Raw genomic sequence first — 18,001 nt, 5'->3', positions numbered from 1 at the left:
CTCGTCCTCCCCCGACACCGTGGCCTGCCCGATATTACCTCATCCCGGGCAGTGCAGATAGTTGCTCCGCAGCGATGTCCAGGTCGCCGCCGCGTCGAAATCCGGCGCCAGGGCGCCGTCATGGGGATTGCCGGTAAAAGCCTTCATCCCGTGCAAGATCATATAGGCGGGATAGTAGCCGGGATGTCCGACCCGATCGACCGAGCGGCACAGCGCCGTCAGGCTATCGGGATTGGCGTTCATCCGCTCCAGCGCCTGGCGGAACCGGTCCTTGCGCTCGGGTCCAACGGTGGAAAACGTGCCCATGATCAGCACCGTCTTGGCCTGGCCCGCCGAGCGGTCGGTGACCCGCATGGCATCGAAATTACCGTAGAGACCGGCCAGGGCGAACAGTTCCACCGCCCGCTCGAAGCGGTCCTGATCCAGGCATTTGCGGACCCCGATATAGAGGTCGGGAGGGGTCATGGCGTTGTCGGCCTCGGCCACGGCGATGCAGCCGATCTCCCGGCTGGGGGCAAGGCTGCCTTCGACCCGGTGATTGGTGATGGCGCCGTTGCGCTCGGTGATGATGCGGGGCGGATCGGAAGGCCCGACCTGGGCCGAGGCCATCGGGACTGGCGATGCCAGCAGGATCAACAACAGCAGGATCAAACGCATTGCGGCCCCCTTCCGTAAGCGGAGTCAGGATCGAGCAGGGCAAGGCGGATGTCAAACCTCAAGACTACAGCTGAATGAAATTGGATAAAATTTTAGACAATTTAATATTTAACTAGCATAAAACGCAATATTCGCGCCATACATTGGTAATGCCGCACATAACATTTAAGGCTCATTGACAATTCATGCACAATTTGACACCATGATAACTAGGAGACACCGTCTCATTTCTTGGTGAAATCAAATGTCGACGCAAGGCGCGGCAGCACATCGCTCCAGGAAAGGCCGCAAGGCGCCCCAGACCTTCGATCCGGGCATCGAGGCCATTCGCGGCGCCCTGGAGGGGCCGGTGATCGATGTCTTCCGCCGGGAAATCCCCGAACTGCGGCACCTGCCCCGCCCCGCCGCCTATGACGCGGTGATGAACGACCCCAAGATGCTGGACCGCTGCTTCCGGCTGTTCCGCGCCAAGCCGGACCTGTTCGCCGAGGTCGTCACCGACCAGGACCACCGTCCGGCGGTGCTGGACGCGGCGGTGCTGTCGTGTGGCCGCACCCTGGCCGAGGGCGTGGCCCTGGTGGTTCGCGCCTCGGCCCGGCGCTATTTCCGCGCCAAGCTGGATTTCCGTTCCCGCTTCGCCAAGCCGGAGCCCAAGCCCGCCCTGGTCAAACGGCTGGCCATGTCGCTGGGGCTGCTGGCACCGCCGCCGCCGCCGCCGCGCCTGGCCAAACCGCCGTCGCGGGCGGAAGCCCTGTACCACGCGTTGCGCGACTATCTGCGCTTCGACTGGCAGGTGTTGCTGATCCCCCATTACGCCCCAATGACCCCGGCGCTGGTGGCCGATCTCGGCCCCCGCCTGCTGGAGGTGCGCGAGGCATCCGAACTGCAGGCCCTGAGCGCGCCCGGCGCCACCCCGAAGGATAGTCTCCCGCCGCTGTTGTTCGATACCGCCCAGCGGCTGATGATGCCCGGGCGCGACGCCATCGATGCCGAAATCCTGTGGCGGGTGGTGCAGCAGATGGATCTGGGGCGCCTGTTCCCCAAGAGCGACCCCACCCAGCTGCGGCGCTCGGTGGCCCAGGTCTCGACCCTGCATGCCGAGGTGATCAAGGTGCTGATGCCGGTGCTGGGCGGCGAAATCCGCCGCTTCACCGCCTTCGTGATGATCGCCTTCACCACCCTGGGCGAGCAGCGCTTCAAGCAGGATTTCTGCCACAGCGGCCAGGTCCATGCCGTGCGCAAGCTGGCCGAGCGCATCGCCGGGATCGAGCCCCCCGCCCCCAGCCTGGACGAGATGACCCGGGTCTACCAGGCCGTGCTAGGCACCGCCTATACCGGCGGCATCGAGGTGGGCGCCAGCGGGTCTTCGATCCTCAAGGCCCGGCCGGAACTGCGCAAGGCGCTGGACTCCATGGGCGGCATCCCGGCATCCATTTCCGGCTGATCCTGTGGCGGCCTTCACAGACCCGTGACCGCGTTTCGCGCGAGAATCGCATTCAGCCCGAAACGGCGCTATGATGAGTCAGTCCGAGAACGGAAACGGCCATGGCCCTGTCCCCCATCACCACCGCAACCAGCCAGCTTTCGTCGATCCAGCGCAATCAGGCGCTGCAGGATCGCGAGAACCAGCGGCTGTCCACCGGACGCAAGGTCAATTCGGCCCTCGACGATTCCCGCGCCTATGCCCTGGCCAGCGGCCTGCTCGAACGCGCCGACACCCTGGCCCAGGCGGGACAATCCATCGGCCAGGGAATCGGCGCCATCCAGGCGGCCGATGCCGGACTGTCCGCCATTTCCAAGGTGGTGGACCAGTTGAAGGCGGTGGCCAAGCAGGCCCAGGCCAGTAGCGACCCCACCGAGCAGGCCAATCTCCAGGCCCAATACAACACCCTGCGCAGCCAGATCGATTCCCTGGCGACCGACGCCTCCTACCAGGGCACCAACCTGATCGCCGCCAAGCCTTCCACCCTGGCGGTGGACGGAGGCTCGGGCCAGACCGCCACCACCATCACCGGCAAGGCCGCCGATGCCACCTCGCTGGGCGTGACCGCCGCCGCCGGTTGGGCGGGCAATACCAATGCCATCGAGGCCGATCTCGCCGCCCTGGATCAGGCCTCGCGCACCGTCCGGGTTCAGGCCGCCGAACTGGGCGGCAATGTGGCCCGGCTGCGAATCCAGGCGGATTACGTCCAGGCCCAGGGCAATATCGCGCGGCAGGGGGCGAGCCAACTGACTGCCGCCGATCTCAACGAGTCCGCCGCCTCGGTCCGTTCCGCCGACACCTATCGCAAGCTGGGCGTGCAAGCGTTGCGCAACCAGGTCCGCACCGACGATTCGGTGCTGGCGCTGTTCTCGCGCCGTTAACCCGGGCGTCATCTTCCGCTACAATCCGTGAATCTCCGTGGGTTGAGCCCTGCCCATCCCCCAGGCAAGCTGAAGACACCAGATATTCCTGGTGGAGGTCATCATGCTGACTTGCCTGAGCGTCCTTGGCAAAGCATCCGCCGCCCTGACCGGCGGCGAGACTGAACGGGGCCAGGAAATCCTGTCCTCCGTGGTGAATTGCCCCAAGAGAAATACCTGCCATTCCCGCAAGATGTGCTCGGTCGCCACCATGGGCATCATCCGCGGCGCGGTGAATTCGTCCTCGGCCGGCTGACAGAATGGCTGGCATGCACGGTTTTTTCTTCACCCCGGGGCGAAATAAGGGTATTCCTCCCTGCCTCCGTCACATGGGGTTCCACTCATGAGTCTGCCTAGCACGGTTCTCGACTGCCCGCACTGCAACCAGACCGGCAAGCACCGGATTCACAGCTATGGCGACGGCACCGCCGTGGTCTGGTGCGGCTCGTGCCATAATCCCCGCGAACTGCTGATCGCCCATCTGCGCCGCCAGGCCAAGGCGCAAGCCCCCACCACCGTGGCTGCCGAATAGGCCTTACCCCGTCACCATCTCGATGAAGATGCCGCAGGCCTCCGATGGAGGAATGCGGATGATCCCGGCTGAATCGCGTCCGAAGTCGATGCCGTTGGCCGTCAGCACCCGCGCCGCCGTATCGATATCGGCCACGGTGATGGTCATGGCCACCAAGGCGGGCGGCGGCGGAGCCTCTTCCTCGTCGGCCTCGGGATGAAGCTGGTCGAGGTCGTCGGGGCGGCACAGGAACACCAGCCCACGCCCGGAATGGATGGTCACCGTCTCGTCGGTGGCGGTGGCGGCGGCCGGTCCCACCAGCCGGTCCCAGGCGGCCATCAGCCCGATGGGGTCGGCCACCAGGGCGGTGACGGCGGCAATACCCCGCGCTCCGTTGCCATGCTCGGTCCAGCCCGACTGGCGCAGAACATCCGGAGTCAGATGCTGGCACAGGAACGAGGGCACGCCCGGCGTGGTGTCAGGCGGCAGCGGCTGGGCCTTGAACCGGGCCAGTTCGGGGCCATGGGCGGTCTCGACGGTGCGGCTGAGACTGCCCGGCACATCGAGGCCCAGGCGCAGGCAATCGGCCTCGGCGTCGTCGCTGCCGAACACCAGCCCCATCAGCCCTTCGCGCCCGGCGGTGAAGGCGCGGACATGGTCGGCAGGGCCGCCCTCGGCCACGGCGGCCAGCAGTTCCAGGTAATCCTCGCCGAACATCACGCAATAATTGGCGGTGCCCCATTCGGCATGGACACCCTTGGACGACAGGGTGAAGCCGAGGCGGCGAAACGTCGCCGCCGCCGCCTCCAGATCGCGCACGGCGATGATGACGTGGTCGAGGCCGGTGATGCGGTTGGCCATGGCGGTCTCCAATGGGCGGGCGAGGCGCCCGCGCTCCCAGCACAATCCCGACCGACGAGCCGAGGGCGAGGAGTTGCGGGCAAGGCACGGCGCGCCTCGTGGCGCGAAAGCCAAGCGCGCCGAAGGAGCGCGCCCGGCGACTGAGGGACATGTAACCTACGCCTGCTTGGCGTCGATGATGGCGCGGCGGATGGCGCGGGTCTCGGTGAAACGCTTCTGCAGCACCTCGCCCTCGCCCCAGCGGATGGAGCGCTGCAAGGCCGTCAGATCCTCGGTGAAGCGCTGCAGCACTTCCAGCACCGCCTCGCGATTGTTGAGGAAGACGTCGCGCCACATGATGGGGTCCGAGGCGGCGATGCGGGTGAAGTCGCGGAAGCCGGAGGCGGAGAATTTGATCACCTCCTGCTGCATATGGCCTTCCAGGTCGTTGGCGGTGCCGACGATGGTATAGGCGATCAGATGCGGCAGATGCGAGGTGATGGCCAGCACCTTGTCGTGGTGGTGGGGGTCCATGATCTCCACCTGGGAGCCGACCCGGCGCCACAGCTCGGCCACCTTGTCCACCGCCTTCTGATCACAGCCGGGCAGCGGCGTCAGAATCTGCCAGCGGCCCTCGAATAATTCGGCGAAACCGCTTTCCGGGCCGGAATGCTCGGTACCGGCGATGGGGTGGCCGGGGACGAATTCCACCCCTTCCGGCAGATAGGGCGTCAGGTCGCGGATCACCGCCAGCTTGACCGACCCCACATCGGTGACGATAGCGCCGGGCTTGAGATGGGGGCCGATGGCCTCGCCCACCGCCTGGGTGGCGCCCACCGGCGCCCCCAGCACGATCAGGTCGGCCTCGGAAATGGCCTCGGCCGCATTGCCGGTGGCGGAATCCACCACCGACAGCGCCAGGGCCGTGGTCCGGGCCTTCTCGCAGACATCCAGGCAGAGCAGCCGCTCGGCGAGGCCATGCTTGCGCATGGCCCGGGCCAGGGACGAGCCGATCAGGCCGATGCCGACGAAACAGACGGTCTTGAACAGCGGAGAAGTGGTCATATCTCGCCCCTCAAGCGCCGGGCGCTCGGCTGTGCCTCGCTCATTTCTTCAGGAACTCCCTCAAGGCGTCCACCACCATCTGGTTTTCCTCGCCGGTGCCGATGGTGATGCGCAAGCTGTCGCCCAGGCCATAGGCGCCCATGGCGCGGACGATGATGCCCCGCGAACGCAGGAAGGCATCGGCGGTGGCGGCATCCTTGCCCGCATCCTTGGGGAAGCGGATCAGGATGAAGTTGCCCACCGAGGGAACCACGGTCAGGCCCAGGGCGCTGACCTGCTCCGACAGCCAGGGCAGCCAGTAGTCGTTGTGGCGCTTGCACAGCTCGGCGTATTCGGTGTCCTGGAACGCGGCCAGACCGGCCGCCAGGGCGGCGGAACCCACATTGAAGGGGTTGCGCACCCGGTTCAGCACGCCCACCACGTTCTCGGGGCCATAGGCCCAGCCCAGACGCAGGCCGCCCAGGGCGAACATCTTGGAGAAGGTGCGGCAGACGACGGTGTTGTCGCCCGCTTCCACCAGTTCATTGCCCGAAGTGTAGTCATTGCGCGAGACGAACTCGGCATAGGCGGCGTCGATCACCAGCAAGATGTCGGGGCGCAGCCCGGCGCGCAGCCGCGCCACCTCGGAGGACGGCAGATAGGTGCCGGTGGGATTGTTGGGATTGGCCAGGAAGAGAATCTTGGTCTTGGGCGTCACCGCCTTCAGCAGATTGTCCACATTGGCGGTCAGGTCCACCTCCGGCGCGGTGACCGGAGTGGCGCCACAGGCCTTGGCGGCGATGGCATACATCAGGAAGCCGTGGGCCGAATACAGCACCTCGTCGCCGGGACCGGCATAGGCACGGCACAGGATGCCCAACAGTTCGTCAGACCCGGCGCCGCAGACGATGCGGTCGGGATTGATGCCGTAGCGGGCGCCGATAGCCTGGCGCAGCGCCTCGGCGCCGCCATCGGGGTAACGATGGATCTCGGGCGCCAACGCCTTCAGCGCTTCCATGGCCTTGGGGCTTGGCCCCAGGGCGCCTTCGTTGGACGACAGCTTGACGATGCGGCTGACGCCTTCGATGGCCGATTCGCCGCCCACATAGGGGCGGATATCCATGATGCCGGGACGGGGCGCGGGAGCGGTCACTGGTCGGGACTCCTGATGATCGGAACGGAAGGGATGAATTCAGGTCAGGGCTTCGGGCGACAGCGGCGTGGCATAGCCACCGATCACCGAGGCGTGGCTGATGGGGTCGCGGGGCGCCACCAGGGCGGTGAGCCTTGCGTCGCCCCCCGCCACATGACCGAGGATTTCCACCATGTGCAGCCATACCGCGCCATGGCGATAGATGGCCAGCAACTGGGCCGGTTCCAGCCCCGCCGCCGACAGCACGGCGCGCAGCCGGTCGCGGCTGACCTCGGGGCCGGTTTCCAGCACCAGCACGGTGCGGTCGTCGCCGGTCTCGTCATGGTCGCGGCAGGCGATCACCAGGGCCTGGGGCGGTTCGGGAGCGCCCTGGGCCGGAGCGACGCCCGCGAAGGGCAACCGCGCCACCACCCGGGGCGGCTCGCCGCTGCCCACGGTCAGGCTGGCCCACCAGGGCTCCGCCTCATCGGCCAGTTCGGTTCCGGGAGTGAGCGGCACCACGCCCACCGAGGCATGGCCATCGGCCACGGCGCGCACCACCTGTCCGGCGCTGCGATAGGCATGCAGCGGCGCCACCATGCCAAAATGGTTGCGGGCCAGCTCGATGGCGCTGGTGGACCGCCCGGCGGCATGGACCGCCACCGAGAACGGGCCTTGCAGCCCCACCAGCGCCCCCATGATCTCGCGCCAGATGCGGACCAGGGCCAGTTTGGGGAATTCGCCGGAATGACGCCCCAGCAGGCGGCGCAGGATGTCCGCCTCGCGCCCGGGGCGCAAGGTGACGCGGCTGTCGGCCTTGGCGGCGGCGATCCTGCCCACCAGGGCCGAGCGCTGCATCAGCAGGTCATGAATCGACTCGTCGATGCGGTCGATGTCGCGGCGGAGCTGTTGAAGGCTGTCGCTGTCCTGACTCATGGGGTTTTAACCGCTGATTTTGAAAATCATGACTCGATGCTGCCTAGGTGTAGTTCGGAGCCGCCCGGAAATCAAAGAAAACATTGACATGCATTCACCGCGACCATAGCTAATCCATTCCCCGCTTCCGGCCAGCGAGACCATGAGCCCATCCGAGTCCCCCGTCGCACCCGCCATCCCCCCGACCGGCCTTAGCGTCGAGCTGGGACGGGATCGGCCGATCCGGCTGGATTGCGGCGCCGAGTTGGGGCCGATCATGGTGGCCTACCAGACCTATGGCCGCCTCAACGCCGACAAATCCAACGCCATCCTGATCTGCCACGCCCTGACCGGTGACCACTATGTCGCCGACCCGCACCCCATCACCGGCAAGCCGGGATGGTGGAGCGAATTGGTGGGGCCGGGCCGGGTATTCGACACCGATCGCTATTTCCTGATCTGTTCCAACGTGCTGGGCGGCTGCATGGGCACCACCGGCCCCATGGAAATCAATCCGGCCACCGGCCAGCCCTGGGGGCTGTCATTTCCGGTGATCACCATCGGCGACATGGTGCAGGTCCAGGCCCGTCTGGTGGACTTCCTGGGCATCGACCAGTTGTTCTGCGTGGTGGGCGGCTCCATGGGCGGCATGCAGGTGCTGGAATGGGTCCACACCTATCCCGAACGGGTGTTCTCGGCCATTCCCATCGCCTCGGCGGCACGGCACTCGGCCCAGAACATCGCCTTTCACGAGGTCGGCCGCCAGGCCATCATGGCCGACCCCGACTGGCGCGACGGCAATTACCTGCTGGAAGGCACCCGCCCCCATCGCGGGCTGGCGGTGGCCCGCATGGCGGCGCATATCACCTATCTGTCCGAACCGGCGCTGCACCAGAAATTCGGCCGCAACCTGCAGAACCGCGACAAGGTGGCCTATGGCTTCGACGCCGATTTCCAGGTGGAAAGCTATCTGCGCCACCAGGGATCGACCTTCGTCGACCGCTTCGACGCCAATTCCTATCTCTACATCACCCGGGCCATGGATTATTTCGACCTGGCCGCCGAGAACGGCGGCACCCTGGCCAATGCCTTTCGCGGCGCCCGCACCCGGTTCTGCATCGTCTCCTTCACCAGCGACTGGCTGTTCCCCACCCCGGAAAGCCGCGCCGTGGTCCATGCGCTGAACGCGGTGGCGGCCAATGTCAGCTTCGTCGAGATCAAGTCCGACAAGGGCCATGACGCCTTCTTGCTGGACGAGCCGGAATTTCACGCCACCCTGACCGGCTTCCTGGAGGGCGCCGCCGCCCATCGCGGCCTGCCTCGGCCCGGAGCGGCAGTCGTGGGGAGGTCCCAGCCATGATGGTGATCAACGGCAATCTGCGCGTCGACCTGCGCCTGATCGCCGACATGGTCGAGCCCGGCTCGCGGGTGCTCGATGTCGGCTGTGGCGAGGGCGCCCTGCTGGCCTGGCTGGGCCGCAACAAGAATGTGGACGGTCGCGGCATCGAACTGTCCATGGCGGGCGTCTCGGCGGCGGTCAGCCACGGCCTGTCGGTGATCCAGGGTGACGCCGACACCGACCTCAAGGATTATCCGTCGGGCGCCTTCGACTACGTCATCCTCAGCCAGACGCTGCAGGCCACCTATGCCCCCAAGACGGTGCTGACCCATATGCTGCGCATCGGGCGGCGCGCCATCGTCTCCTTCCCCAATTTCGGCCATTGGCGGGTGCGCCTGCACCTGCTGCTGCGTGGCGCCATGCCGGTGACCGACACCATGGCCTATGAATGGTACGACACGCCCAACATCCATTTCTGCACCATCCGCGATTTCCTCAGCCTGTGCCGGGGCCTGGGAATCACGGTCGAGCGCAGCATTCCGCTGGATCGCCTGGGCAAGGTCCTGCCGCTGCCCAATTGCGACGGCGCCGCCAATCTGTTCGCCGACCAGGGCCTGTTCGTCCTGTCGCGGCAGGGCTGATCCTTGCCGCCCATTTTCACGGCAGGCATTTTCAGACTGCCTTACCCCTTCGCATAAGCACTCCTGCAGGGGTTTTCATCAACACCAAAAGCCCCTATGATCTTAGGCCTATTTGTATATGCACCCCCCATCTTATGGGTGTGGCTGGTGGAGGCCGGTCATGGGTGGATTGAATCTCAGCATTGGTGGCAAGATTTGGGCGCTGGTTGGGCTATTGGTGATCGGCCTCGGCATCCTGGTGGCCCAGGACCTGTCGACCCTGCGTGAGAGCATGCAGGACGAGCGCAGGCAGACCCTGACGCGCCTGGTGGAATCGGCCATATCCATCGTCGAGGCCCAGCACGCCCGCGTCGCCAAGGGCGAGGTCAGCGAGGCGGAGGCCAAGGCCACCGCCCTGAATATCTTGCGCGGCATCCGCTTTGGCGCCAGCGACTATTTCGTCATCACCACGTTCCAGTACGAGACCATCATGCATCCGATTCGTCCCGATCTGGTGGGCAAGGACATGTCCCAGGCCAAGGATACCAATGGGGTGTTCTTCGTGCGGGAACTGGCGGATCAGGCCAGCAAGCAGGGCGGCGGCTTCGTCGCCTATCACTTCCCCAAGGCCAAGGACCAGCCGCCACAGCCCAAGCTGAGCTATGTCAAGGGCTTCAAGCCTTGGGGCTGGGCCATCCTGACCGCCGTCTACATGGACGACCTGGACGAGGAGATCCGGTCCAAGGCCACCGGCATGACCGTCAAGGCGGTGCTGCTGGTCCTGGCCGCCGCCGCCATGGCGGTGGTGATGGCGCGCTCCATCACCAAGCCGCTGGGCGTGCTGGTGGGACGCATGGGGGCACTGGCGGCGGGCGATATCGCCTCGCCGGTGACCGGGACCGAGCGCAAGGATGAAGTGGGCCAACTGGCCCGCGCCATGGAAATCTTCCGTGGCAATGCCATCGAGAACCGCCGTCTGCTCGATCAGCAGGAAGAGATGAAGCGGACCGCCGCCGTTGACCGCAACCGCACCCTGCGCGATATGGCGGACGGGCTGGAAAGCCGGGTCAAGGCCGCCGTTGTCGCCATGACCCGGGTGGGCGAACGGCTGAACGGCGCCTCGTCCGCCATGGCTCATACCGCCGAGCAGACCTCGGAACAGACCTCGGTGGTGGTGGCCGCCACCGAGCAGACCTCGTCCAATGTCCAGACCGTCGCCTCGGCCGCCGAGGAACTGAGCGCATCGGGGTCCGAGATCAGCCGGCAGGTGGCGCTGACCGCCGACATCGCCCGCAGCGCGGCATCCGAAGCGGAGCAGACCAATGCCATGGTCTCGACCCTGGCCGAAACGGCTGGCCGCATCGGCGAGGTGGTGCGCCTGATCGACGACATCGCGTCCCAGACCAATCTGCTGGCGCTGAACGCCACCATCGAGGCCGCCCGCGCCGGTGAGGCCGGCAAGGGCTTCGCCGTGGTCGCCAACGAGGTCAAGACCCTGGCCAACCAGACCGCCAAGGCGACCCAGGAGATCACCGCCCAGATCGGCGCCGTCCAGGGCGAGACCGAAAAGGCGGTGGTGGCCATTCGCCGCATCGCCGAAACCATCAACCGGGTGGACGAGGCCACCGCCTCCATCGCCGGCGCGGTGGAGGAGCAGAACGCCGCCATCGCCGAAATCTCGCGCTCGGTCCAGGAAGCGGCGCGCGGCACCCACGAGGTCACCCGGCATATCGGCGATGTGTCCAACGGCACCCGCACCAGCCGCCAGGCCGCCGACGACGTGGCGACGTCCGCGCGCGAGATGATCAGCCAGAACGGCGAACTCAACCGCGAGATCGAGACCTTCCTGTCGGAAATCCGTTCGCAGGCGGCGTAGCACGGCGGCCCCCACCCCAACCCTCCCCCGGCAAGCCGGGGGAGGGAGAACAGTGAGGGGACACAAAAAATCCCCCGGCAAGCCGGGGGATTTTTCGTCTTCCTCTCCCCCCGGCCATGCCGGAGGCTTCTCTCTTTCCTCTCCCCCCGGCCATGCCGGGGGCTTCCCTCTTTCCTCTCCCCCCGGCCATGCCGGGGGCTTCCCTCTTTCCTCTCCCCCCGGCCATGCCGGGGGGAGATCGAGAGGGGGCCTTAATCCTATTTCAGGCTTTCGCAGAAGCGCTTGATACGCTCGCCCGCCTTGGTCAGGGCCGCGTCGGAAGTGGCGTAGGAGATGCGGAAATAGGGCTCCAGGCCGAAAGCGGCGCCCTGGACCACCGCCACGCCTTCCGATTCCAGCAGATAAGTCGCGAAGTCGGAATCGCTGTTGATCACCTTGCCCTCGGGGGTCGTCTTGCCGATCACGCCCGCGCAGGACGGATAGACGTAGAAGGCGCCCTCGGGGGTGCGGCAGGTGATGCCCGGGCACTGGTTCAGCAGGCCGACGATCAGGTCGCGGCGGCGCTTGAACACTTCGGCGTTCTTCGGGATGAAGTCCTGGGTGCCGTTCAGCGCTTCCACCGAGGCCGCCTGGCTGATGGAGGAAGTGTGGGTCACCGACTGGGACTGGATCATGTTGATGGCCTTGATGATGGCCAGCGGCCCGGCGGCATAGCCGACGCGCCAGCCGGTCATGGCATAGGCCTTGGACACGCCGTTCATGGTCAGGGTGCGGTCGTAGAGCTTGGGCTCCACCTGGGCCGGGGTGGTGAACTTGAAGCCGTCATAGACCAGATGCTCGTACATGTCGTCGGACATGACCCAGACATGGGGATGCTTCAGCAGCACGTCGCACAGGGCACGCAGTTCGGCCTCGGTATAGGCGGCGCCGGTGGGGTTGGACGGCGAGTTCAGCACCAGCCACTTGGTCTTGGGCGTGATCGCCTTATCCAGGTCGGCGGGCTGCAGCTTGAAGCCCTTGTCCTCGGGACAGGGGACGAACACCGGCACGCCACCGAACATCAAGGCGATATCGGGATAGCTGACCCAATAGGGCGCGGGGACGATGACTTCGTCACCGGGATTGATGGTGGCCATGAAGGCGTTGAAGATCACGCCCTTGCCGCCGACGCCGACGGTGATCTGGTCGGGGGTGTAGTCCAGGCCGTTCTCGCGCTTGAACTTGGCGCTGATGGCCTGGCGCAGGTCCAGGGTGCCGGCCGGCGGGCCGTACTTGGTCAGGCCCTTGTCGATGGCGGCCTTGGCGGCGGCCTTGATGTTGTCCGGGGTATCGAAATCGGGCTCGCCCGCGCCCAGACCGATGACGTCGCGACCGGCGGCCTTGAGCTCGGCGGCTTTCTGGGTCACCGCGATGGTCGGAGACGGCTTGATGACGGAAAGCCTGTCGGCGATGAACGGCATGATTCGAACCTCGAATAATGGAAGCGAAAAGGGCGCCACACTAGCCGCAAAACGCCCTCCTGTCATCAGATGCATGGCAGGCTTGTCCACCGCCCTTGACGCCCTGGCGCGGTTCATGCTGTTGATGCCGTCCTGCCCGCCACCGGAAAGAGTTGGACGTGGAACGACTGACCCTTGGTTTCCGCCCCTATGCGCTGCTCAGCCTGCTGTGCCTGTTCCTCTATATGCCGGGACTGGCCAGCGTGCCGCCGCTGGACCGCGACGAATCCCGCTTCATCCAGGCCACCCGCCAGATGCTGGAAACCGGCGATTTCATTCGCATCCAGTTCCAGGGCGAGATGCGGGCCAAGAAGCCGGTGGGCGCCTATTGGGCGCAGGCGGCCTCGGTCAGCCTGTTTTCCGACAAGGCCACCCGCGAGGTCTGGCCCTATCGCCTGCCCTCCGCCCTGGCCGCCTGGGCCGCCGTGATGATGACCTTCGCCTTCGGCCGCTGGATGTTCGGGCGCGAAACCGCCTTGCTGGGCGCCGCGCTGCTGGCCTCGTCGCTGATCCTGGTATCGGAGGCGCATCAGGGCAAATCCGACGCCCTGCTGCTGGCCACCGCCGTGGGCGCCATGGGGCCGCTGTCGCGCTTCTACATGGCGTCCAAGGGCGCCGCGCCCGCGCCGGGCATGGTCACCGCCCTGGTGTTCTGGATCGCCATCGGCGTCACCATCCTCGTCAAGGGGCCGGTAATCCCGGCGGTGGTGCTGCTGACCATCGCCGCCCTGTCCATCAGTGACCGCAACGCCGGTTGGCTGGTGGGCCTGCGCCCCTTCACCGGCATGATCGTGGCCGCCGCCATCGCGGCGCCCTGGTTCGCCGCCATATCCCAGGCCACCGGCGGCGCCTTCGTCGGCGAGGCGGTCAAGGGCGACCTGCTGCCCAAGCTGCTGGGCGCCCAGGAAAGCCATGGCGGCTGGCCCGGCACCTATCTCGCCCTGGCGGCGGTGACCCTGTGGCCGGGCTCGCTGCTGCTGTGGCCCGCCCTGGCGGCGGCCTGGCGCGAACGCCTGCGGCCACAGGTGCGGTTCTGTCTCGCCTGGGCCGGTCCCGCCTGGATCATGTTCGAGCTGGTGCCGACCAAGCTGCCCCATTACGTGCTGCCCGCCTTCCCCGCCCTGACCCTGCTGATCGCCGCCGCCGTCATCGGCGGCGCCCCCACCCTGTTCAGCCGGGGCGCCAAGCTGTGGTACGGCGTCTGGGCGCTGGTGGCGCTGGTGCTGGCGGGTCTGGTGGTGGCGGCACCCATGCAATTGGGCGCGGGCTTCGCCTGGATCAGCATCCCCTCCGCCGCCGCCATCCTCGTGATGGCGGGCTTCGCCCTGGCCCAGGCGTTGAAAGGCCAGATGCGCGGCGCCGCCCTGGCGGTGGTGGTGCTGGCCGTCACCTCGTTCCAGGTGGTGTTCGAGGGCGTGCTGCCGCAGCTGGACGGCATGTTCGTCAGCCGCTCGGCGGCGCAACTTGTGGCCGAGCGGCCCCATCGCGGCGCCGTGGTGGTGGCGGGCTATGCCGAGCCCAGCCTGGTGTTCCTGCTGGGCACCGACACCAAATTGACCGACGCCGCCAATGCCGCCAATCATCTGCTGAACGGCCCCGCCGCCCTGGTGCTGGTGGCCGATCGCGAGGAGCAGGCCTTCTTCGCCAAATCGGCCGAGATCGGAGTGCGTCCGGTGGTGGTGGGCGTGGTCAAGGGACTGAATTATTCGCGCGGCAAACGGGTGGTGCTGACCGCCTATGCGGTGGAGGGCAAGCTGTGAGCCCGCTCGATCATCTGACCAATGCCTGGGGGCGCCTCGCCACGGCTTCGCTGGATCGCTGGGACGGTCTGGCGGGGACGCGCCGGGTGGTGGCGGCCCAGTGGGCACGGACGCGGCGCTGGCCGCTCGCCTGGATGAGCGTCTATGCCTTTCTGTTGATCCTGGTGGGATATTGGATCGTAGACCGCCCCCTGGCGCTGTGGCTGAAAAGCTGGATGGGCGGCGATGCCGAAGGCTTCTGGAAGACGGTGACCCATCTCGGCCTGGGCGGGGTGTGGATGGTGCCGTCGGGCGTGCTGCTGCTGGTGCTGTTCCTGGCCTGGCGCGCCGCCCCCACATTGGAGATCCGGGCAAGGATCGCCAAGGCCGCCTGGGTGCCGGGCTTCTTCTTCCTGTCCATGGCGATCTCGGGCCTGCTCAACACCCTGGTCAAGATCCTGGTCGGCCGCACCCGGCCCAAGCTGCTGTTCGAGCAGAGTCTGTACGACTTCGCGCCGCTGACCCACGCCTATGCCACCAATTCCTTCCCGTCGGGCCATTCCCAGGCCGCCTTCGCCGCCATGACGGCGCTGACCCTGATCCTGCCCCGCTACGACATCGCCTTCATCAGTATCGCCGTGCTGGTGGCCGCCAGCCGGGTACTGACCACCGTCCACTACTTTTCCGATGCGGTGATGGGGGCCTGGCTGGGCGTGGTGGTGACGGTGCTGCTCCGCCGCCTGCTGGCGCGGCGCGGCATCGATGTGCGACTGCGCTTCGAGCGCGACCGCAGGCTCACGGAAGTGTAATGCAGTGGCCTTGCGATTGCCGTATCGCATGCTATGATTCCCCCCCTCAAGCGGGGAGGCTCGGGTGATCCAATACGATAGAACGGCGGAGTCCAGCGGCACATGCTAGTGGCGTCCGCCTTGTCCGCCTTGTTGGCGCTCGCCGTTCTCGGCGTGCTGGCGGGTGGAGAGGTCTGGCGCCACCGGATCGTCTATCTGGGCTGCGCCGTGGCCAGCCTGATCCTGATCGCCGGAGGACTGAAGCATCTGGGCCAGACGCCGGGAACCGGTCCGGCCATCGTGCTGCCCATCGGCCTGCCCTGGCTGAACGCCCATTTCCGCCTCGACAACCTGTCGGCCCTGTTCATGGTGCTGGTCAATGTCGGCACCACCGCCGCCTCGGTGTTCGGCATCGGCTATACCTCGCATCTGCCCGAACCGCGCCGGGTGACGCCGTTCTTCCCGCTGTTCCTGTTCGGCATGAACGCGGTGCTGATCTCGGACGACGCCTTCATGTTCCTGGTGTCGTGGGAGTTCATGTCGCTGGCGTCGTGGGCGCTGGTGATGTCCGACCACAAGAACGCCGAGAACCGTCAGGCCGCCTTCGTCTATCTGATGATGGCCACCTTCGGCACCTTCTGCCTGCTGACCTGTTTCGGCCTGCTGGCGGGGGCGCAGGGCGCCTATTCGTTCCCGGCCATGCGGGCCACCGCCCTGGATTCCGTCTCCGGTTTCCTGGTGGTGCTGCTGGCGCTGCTGGGCGCCGGGTCCAAGGCCGGCCTGGTGCCGCTGCATGCTTGGTTGCCGCTGGCCCATCCCGCCGCTCCCAGCCATGTCTCCGCCCTGATGAGCGGCGTCATGACCAAGGTGGCGCTGTACGGGCTGATCCGCATCCTGTTCGACCTGCATGGCCATGTGGCCTGGGGCTGGGGCGCCGCCCTGATGGTGATCGGCGGCGTCACCGCCGTCATGGGGGTGCTCTATGCCCTGTTGCAGGACGACCTGAAGAAGCTGCTGGCCTATTCCACGGTGGAGAATATCGGAGTGGTGGTGATCGGGCTGGGCCTCGCCATCGCCTTCAAGGACGGCGGCGAGAAGGCCCTGGCCGCCCTGGCCCTGGTGGCCGCGCTCTACCACATCATCAATCATTCCATCTTCAAGACCCTGCTGTTCCTGTCGGCGGGCGCGGTGATCACCGCCACCGGCCAGCGCAGCCTGAACGCCCTGGGCGGATTGCTCAAGCGCATGCCCTGGACCGGCGCCGCCGCCCTGGTGGGCGCGCTGGCCATCTCGGCACTGCCGCCCCTGAACGGTTTCGTGTCGGAATGGCTGATCTTCCAGGCCCTGTTCAAGGGGCCGTCACTGCCCCACTGGGCCATGAAGTTCGGCGTGCCGGTGGTGGGCGCCATGCTGGCCCTGGCCGCCGCCCTGGCCGCCAGCTGCTTCGTGCGGGCCTATGGCATCGCCTTCCTGGGCCGCCCCCGCTCCAAGGCGGCGGCCGAGGCGCATCAGCTGCCCGGCTCCATGCGATGGAGCATGGCGGTGCTGGCGGCGCTGTGCATCATCCTGGGCGCCCTGCCGGTCACCGTCACCGACGCGGTGTCCCATGTGGTGCAGCCCCTGACCGGCGTGTCCTTCGCGGTTTCGGCTGATCTGGGCTGGCCGTGGCTGAGCCCGGTTTCCTCCACCCGCGGCTCCTATTCGGGGACGGTACTGGTGATGACCGGGCTGTCGCTGTTCGTCATCTCCATCCTGCTGGTGCATGGCTTCGGTACCACCAAGGTGCGCCGGGCCGATGCCTGGGATTGCGGCCATGCCGAGGACATCCCCCAGACCCAGTATACCGGCGAAAGCTTCGCCCAGCCGCTGCGCCGGGTGTTCTGCGGCTCGCTGTTCAGCGCCCGCGAGACGGTGGACATGCCGCCACCCGGCGACAATTCCCCGGCGCGCTTCAAGCTGCGCGTCGTCGATCACATCTGGGTCGGGCTGTATCTAGGAATCCAGCGGCTGGTGGGCTATGTGGCTGACCGGGTCAACCGCATGCAGTTCCTGACGGTGCGGCGTTATCTGCTGATGATGTTCGCCACCTTGGTCTTCATGCTGCTGGTGGTGGCGGTGAGGCAGCAGAAATGAGCGCGACCATCCTCAGGCTGCCGTCACGGCCGCGACGTGCACCAGATGCGCAGGAAGACGGTTTCGTTCGGGCCGCCGGTGTCGGGCGCCACCGGCCTGGGCTTCGGCACGTCGCGCCCCAGCCAGTCGCAGCGGATCAGCAGGCCGGGAACGGGAAGGATGATGTCGTCGTCCCTGCCATGGGGGCTGTTGTATTGGCAGGTGAGTTTGCCGTCACGGGCCTTCCATTTCTCGATGGCCTCCGTGTCATGCCAATGATCACCGCGTTGAATGTGGGAAGTGGCAACTCCGCCGTCACCACCATCATAACTCGGATAGCCACCGGCAAGACGACTCCCTGGATAGCTGCGATGCTCCAATGGGCAGTCGGTTTCCCAGGCCAAAGCCGGGGAAGCGATAAACAGCAGGACCGCAATCATCAGGCGAAGCATGGGGGCGTCTCCACCCTCATGCTGCCACAGCTACTTCCGCTTGATAACGGAATAGTGCTCAGCCCGACCATTGA

The 18,001-nt window shown here is 66.6% G+C and carries 17 protein-coding genes; 10 read left to right on the top strand and 7 right to left on the bottom strand.

Features of this window, described 5'->3' with window-relative positions; genetic code table 11:
• Positions 1 to 39 precede the first annotated feature (39 nt).
• Positions 40 to 657, bottom strand: coding sequence for a hypothetical protein (locus A6A04_RS01185; RefSeq protein WP_068489414.1), 618 nt, complete (start codon positions 655 to 657; stop codon positions 40 to 42).
• 244 nt (positions 658 to 901) lie between these two features.
• On the opposite strand from A6A04_RS01185, the gene A6A04_RS01180 reads away from it, so the two are divergent.
• The 4 genes from A6A04_RS01180 (at position 902) to A6A04_RS01165 (ending at position 3,592) form a co-directional block, all read left to right on the top strand.
• Positions 902 to 2,101: a hypothetical protein gene (locus tag A6A04_RS01180; protein ID WP_068489413.1), complete on the top strand. Its 1,200-nt coding sequence runs from the start codon at positions 902 to 904 to the stop codon at positions 2,099 to 2,101.
• Between the two features lie 101 nt (positions 2,102 to 2,202).
• Positions 2,203 to 3,021: a flagellin gene (locus tag A6A04_RS01175; protein ID WP_068489412.1), complete on the top strand. Its 819-nt coding sequence runs from the start codon at positions 2,203 to 2,205 to the stop codon at positions 3,019 to 3,021.
• A 103-nt stretch (positions 3,022 to 3,124) separates the two neighbouring features.
• On the top strand, positions 3,125 to 3,316 hold the full coding sequence (locus A6A04_RS01170; RefSeq protein WP_156612409.1) for a hypothetical protein: 192 nt from the start codon (positions 3,125 to 3,127) through the stop codon (positions 3,314 to 3,316).
• 87 nt (positions 3,317 to 3,403) lie between these two features.
• The gene (locus A6A04_RS01165) at positions 3,404 to 3,592 is read left to right on the top strand and encodes a hypothetical protein (protein WP_068489410.1); all 189 of its coding nucleotides are present in this window, start codon (positions 3,404 to 3,406) and stop codon (positions 3,590 to 3,592) included.
• A gap of 3 nt (positions 3,593 to 3,595) precedes the next feature.
• On the opposite strand, the gene A6A04_RS01160 is transcribed toward A6A04_RS01165, so the two are convergent.
• The 4 genes from A6A04_RS01160 to A6A04_RS01145 all read right to left on the bottom strand — a co-directional run bounded on the left by A6A04_RS01160 (position 3,596) and on the right by A6A04_RS01145 (position 7,523).
• Positions 3,596 to 4,432, bottom strand: coding sequence for a VOC family protein (locus A6A04_RS01160; RefSeq protein WP_068489492.1), 837 nt, complete (start codon positions 4,430 to 4,432; stop codon positions 3,596 to 3,598).
• 156 nt (positions 4,433 to 4,588) lie between these two features.
• Positions 4,589 to 5,476 (bottom strand): prephenate/arogenate dehydrogenase family protein, encoded by an 888-nt coding sequence (locus tag A6A04_RS01155; RefSeq protein ID WP_068489409.1) that lies wholly within the window; start codon positions 5,474 to 5,476, stop codon positions 4,589 to 4,591.
• Between the two features lie 40 nt (positions 5,477 to 5,516).
• Positions 5,517 to 6,578, bottom strand: coding sequence for a histidinol-phosphate transaminase (hisC, locus tag A6A04_RS01150; RefSeq protein ID WP_216636070.1), 1,062 nt, complete (start codon positions 6,576 to 6,578; stop codon positions 5,517 to 5,519).
• Between the two features lie 69 nt (positions 6,579 to 6,647).
• A complete protein-coding gene (locus A6A04_RS01145; protein WP_068489407.1) occupies positions 6,648 to 7,523 on the bottom strand; it encodes a chorismate mutase in 876 nt (291 codons plus the stop codon).
• 142 nt (positions 7,524 to 7,665) lie between these two features.
• On the opposite strand from A6A04_RS01145, the gene metX reads away from it, so the two are divergent.
• From metX to A6A04_RS01130, 3 genes are all read left to right on the top strand, one after another.
• Positions 7,666 to 8,862: a homoserine O-acetyltransferase MetX gene (metX, locus tag A6A04_RS01140; RefSeq protein ID WP_068489406.1), complete on the top strand. Its 1,197-nt coding sequence runs from the start codon at positions 7,666 to 7,668 to the stop codon at positions 8,860 to 8,862.
• Positions 8,859 to 9,482 carry a methionine biosynthesis protein MetW gene (metW, locus tag A6A04_RS01135; RefSeq protein ID WP_068489405.1) on the top strand — a complete coding sequence of 208 codons (624 nt, stop codon included), beginning with the start codon at positions 8,859 to 8,861 and terminating at the stop codon, positions 9,480 to 9,482. The genes metX and metW overlap by 4 nt, the downstream gene beginning before the upstream one ends.
• A 160-nt stretch (positions 9,483 to 9,642) precedes the next feature.
• Positions 9,643 to 11,337 carry a methyl-accepting chemotaxis protein gene (locus A6A04_RS01130; protein ID WP_245651045.1) on the top strand — a complete coding sequence of 565 codons (1,695 nt, stop codon included), beginning with the start codon at positions 9,643 to 9,645 and terminating at the stop codon, positions 11,335 to 11,337.
• Positions 11,338 to 11,594: 257 nt separating this feature from the next.
• On the opposite strand, the gene A6A04_RS01125 is transcribed toward A6A04_RS01130, so the two are convergent.
• Positions 11,595 to 12,797 (bottom strand): pyridoxal phosphate-dependent aminotransferase, encoded by a 1,203-nt coding sequence (locus A6A04_RS01125; protein ID WP_068489491.1) that lies wholly within the window; start codon positions 12,795 to 12,797, stop codon positions 11,595 to 11,597.
• Positions 12,798 to 12,955: 158 nt separating this feature from the next.
• On the opposite strand from A6A04_RS01125, the gene A6A04_RS01120 reads away from it, so the two are divergent.
• From A6A04_RS01120 to hyfB, 3 genes are all read left to right on the top strand, one after another.
• Positions 12,956 to 14,596, top strand: coding sequence for an ArnT family glycosyltransferase (locus A6A04_RS01120; RefSeq protein ID WP_068489490.1), 1,641 nt, complete (start codon positions 12,956 to 12,958; stop codon positions 14,594 to 14,596).
• Positions 14,593 to 15,384, top strand: a complete 792-nt coding sequence (locus tag A6A04_RS01115) for a phosphatase PAP2 family protein (protein ID WP_068489403.1) — start codon at positions 14,593 to 14,595, stop codon at positions 15,382 to 15,384. The genes A6A04_RS01120 and A6A04_RS01115 overlap by 4 nt, the downstream gene beginning before the upstream one ends.
• A 102-nt stretch (positions 15,385 to 15,486) precedes the next feature.
• A complete protein-coding gene (hyfB, locus tag A6A04_RS01110) occupies positions 15,487 to 17,496 on the top strand; it encodes a hydrogenase 4 subunit B (RefSeq protein WP_068489402.1) in 2,010 nt (669 codons plus the stop codon).
• 23 nt (positions 17,497 to 17,519) lie between these two features.
• Here the strand turns inward: hyfB and A6A04_RS01105 are convergent, their stop codons facing one another.
• The gene (locus A6A04_RS01105; protein WP_068489401.1) at positions 17,520 to 17,927 is read right to left on the bottom strand and encodes a hypothetical protein; all 408 of its coding nucleotides are present in this window, start codon (positions 17,925 to 17,927) and stop codon (positions 17,520 to 17,522) included.
• Between the last annotated feature and the right edge of the window lie 74 nt (positions 17,928 to 18,001).

The sequence above is a fragment of the Paramagnetospirillum marisnigri genome (assembly GCF_001650715.1).
GTDB classification, from domain to species: Bacteria; Pseudomonadota; Alphaproteobacteria; order Rhodospirillales; family Magnetospirillaceae; genus Phaeospirillum; species Phaeospirillum marisnigri.
The sequence above is the reverse complement of the archived record's forward strand: the minus strand, read 5'-3'. Positions and strand labels throughout refer to the sequence as shown.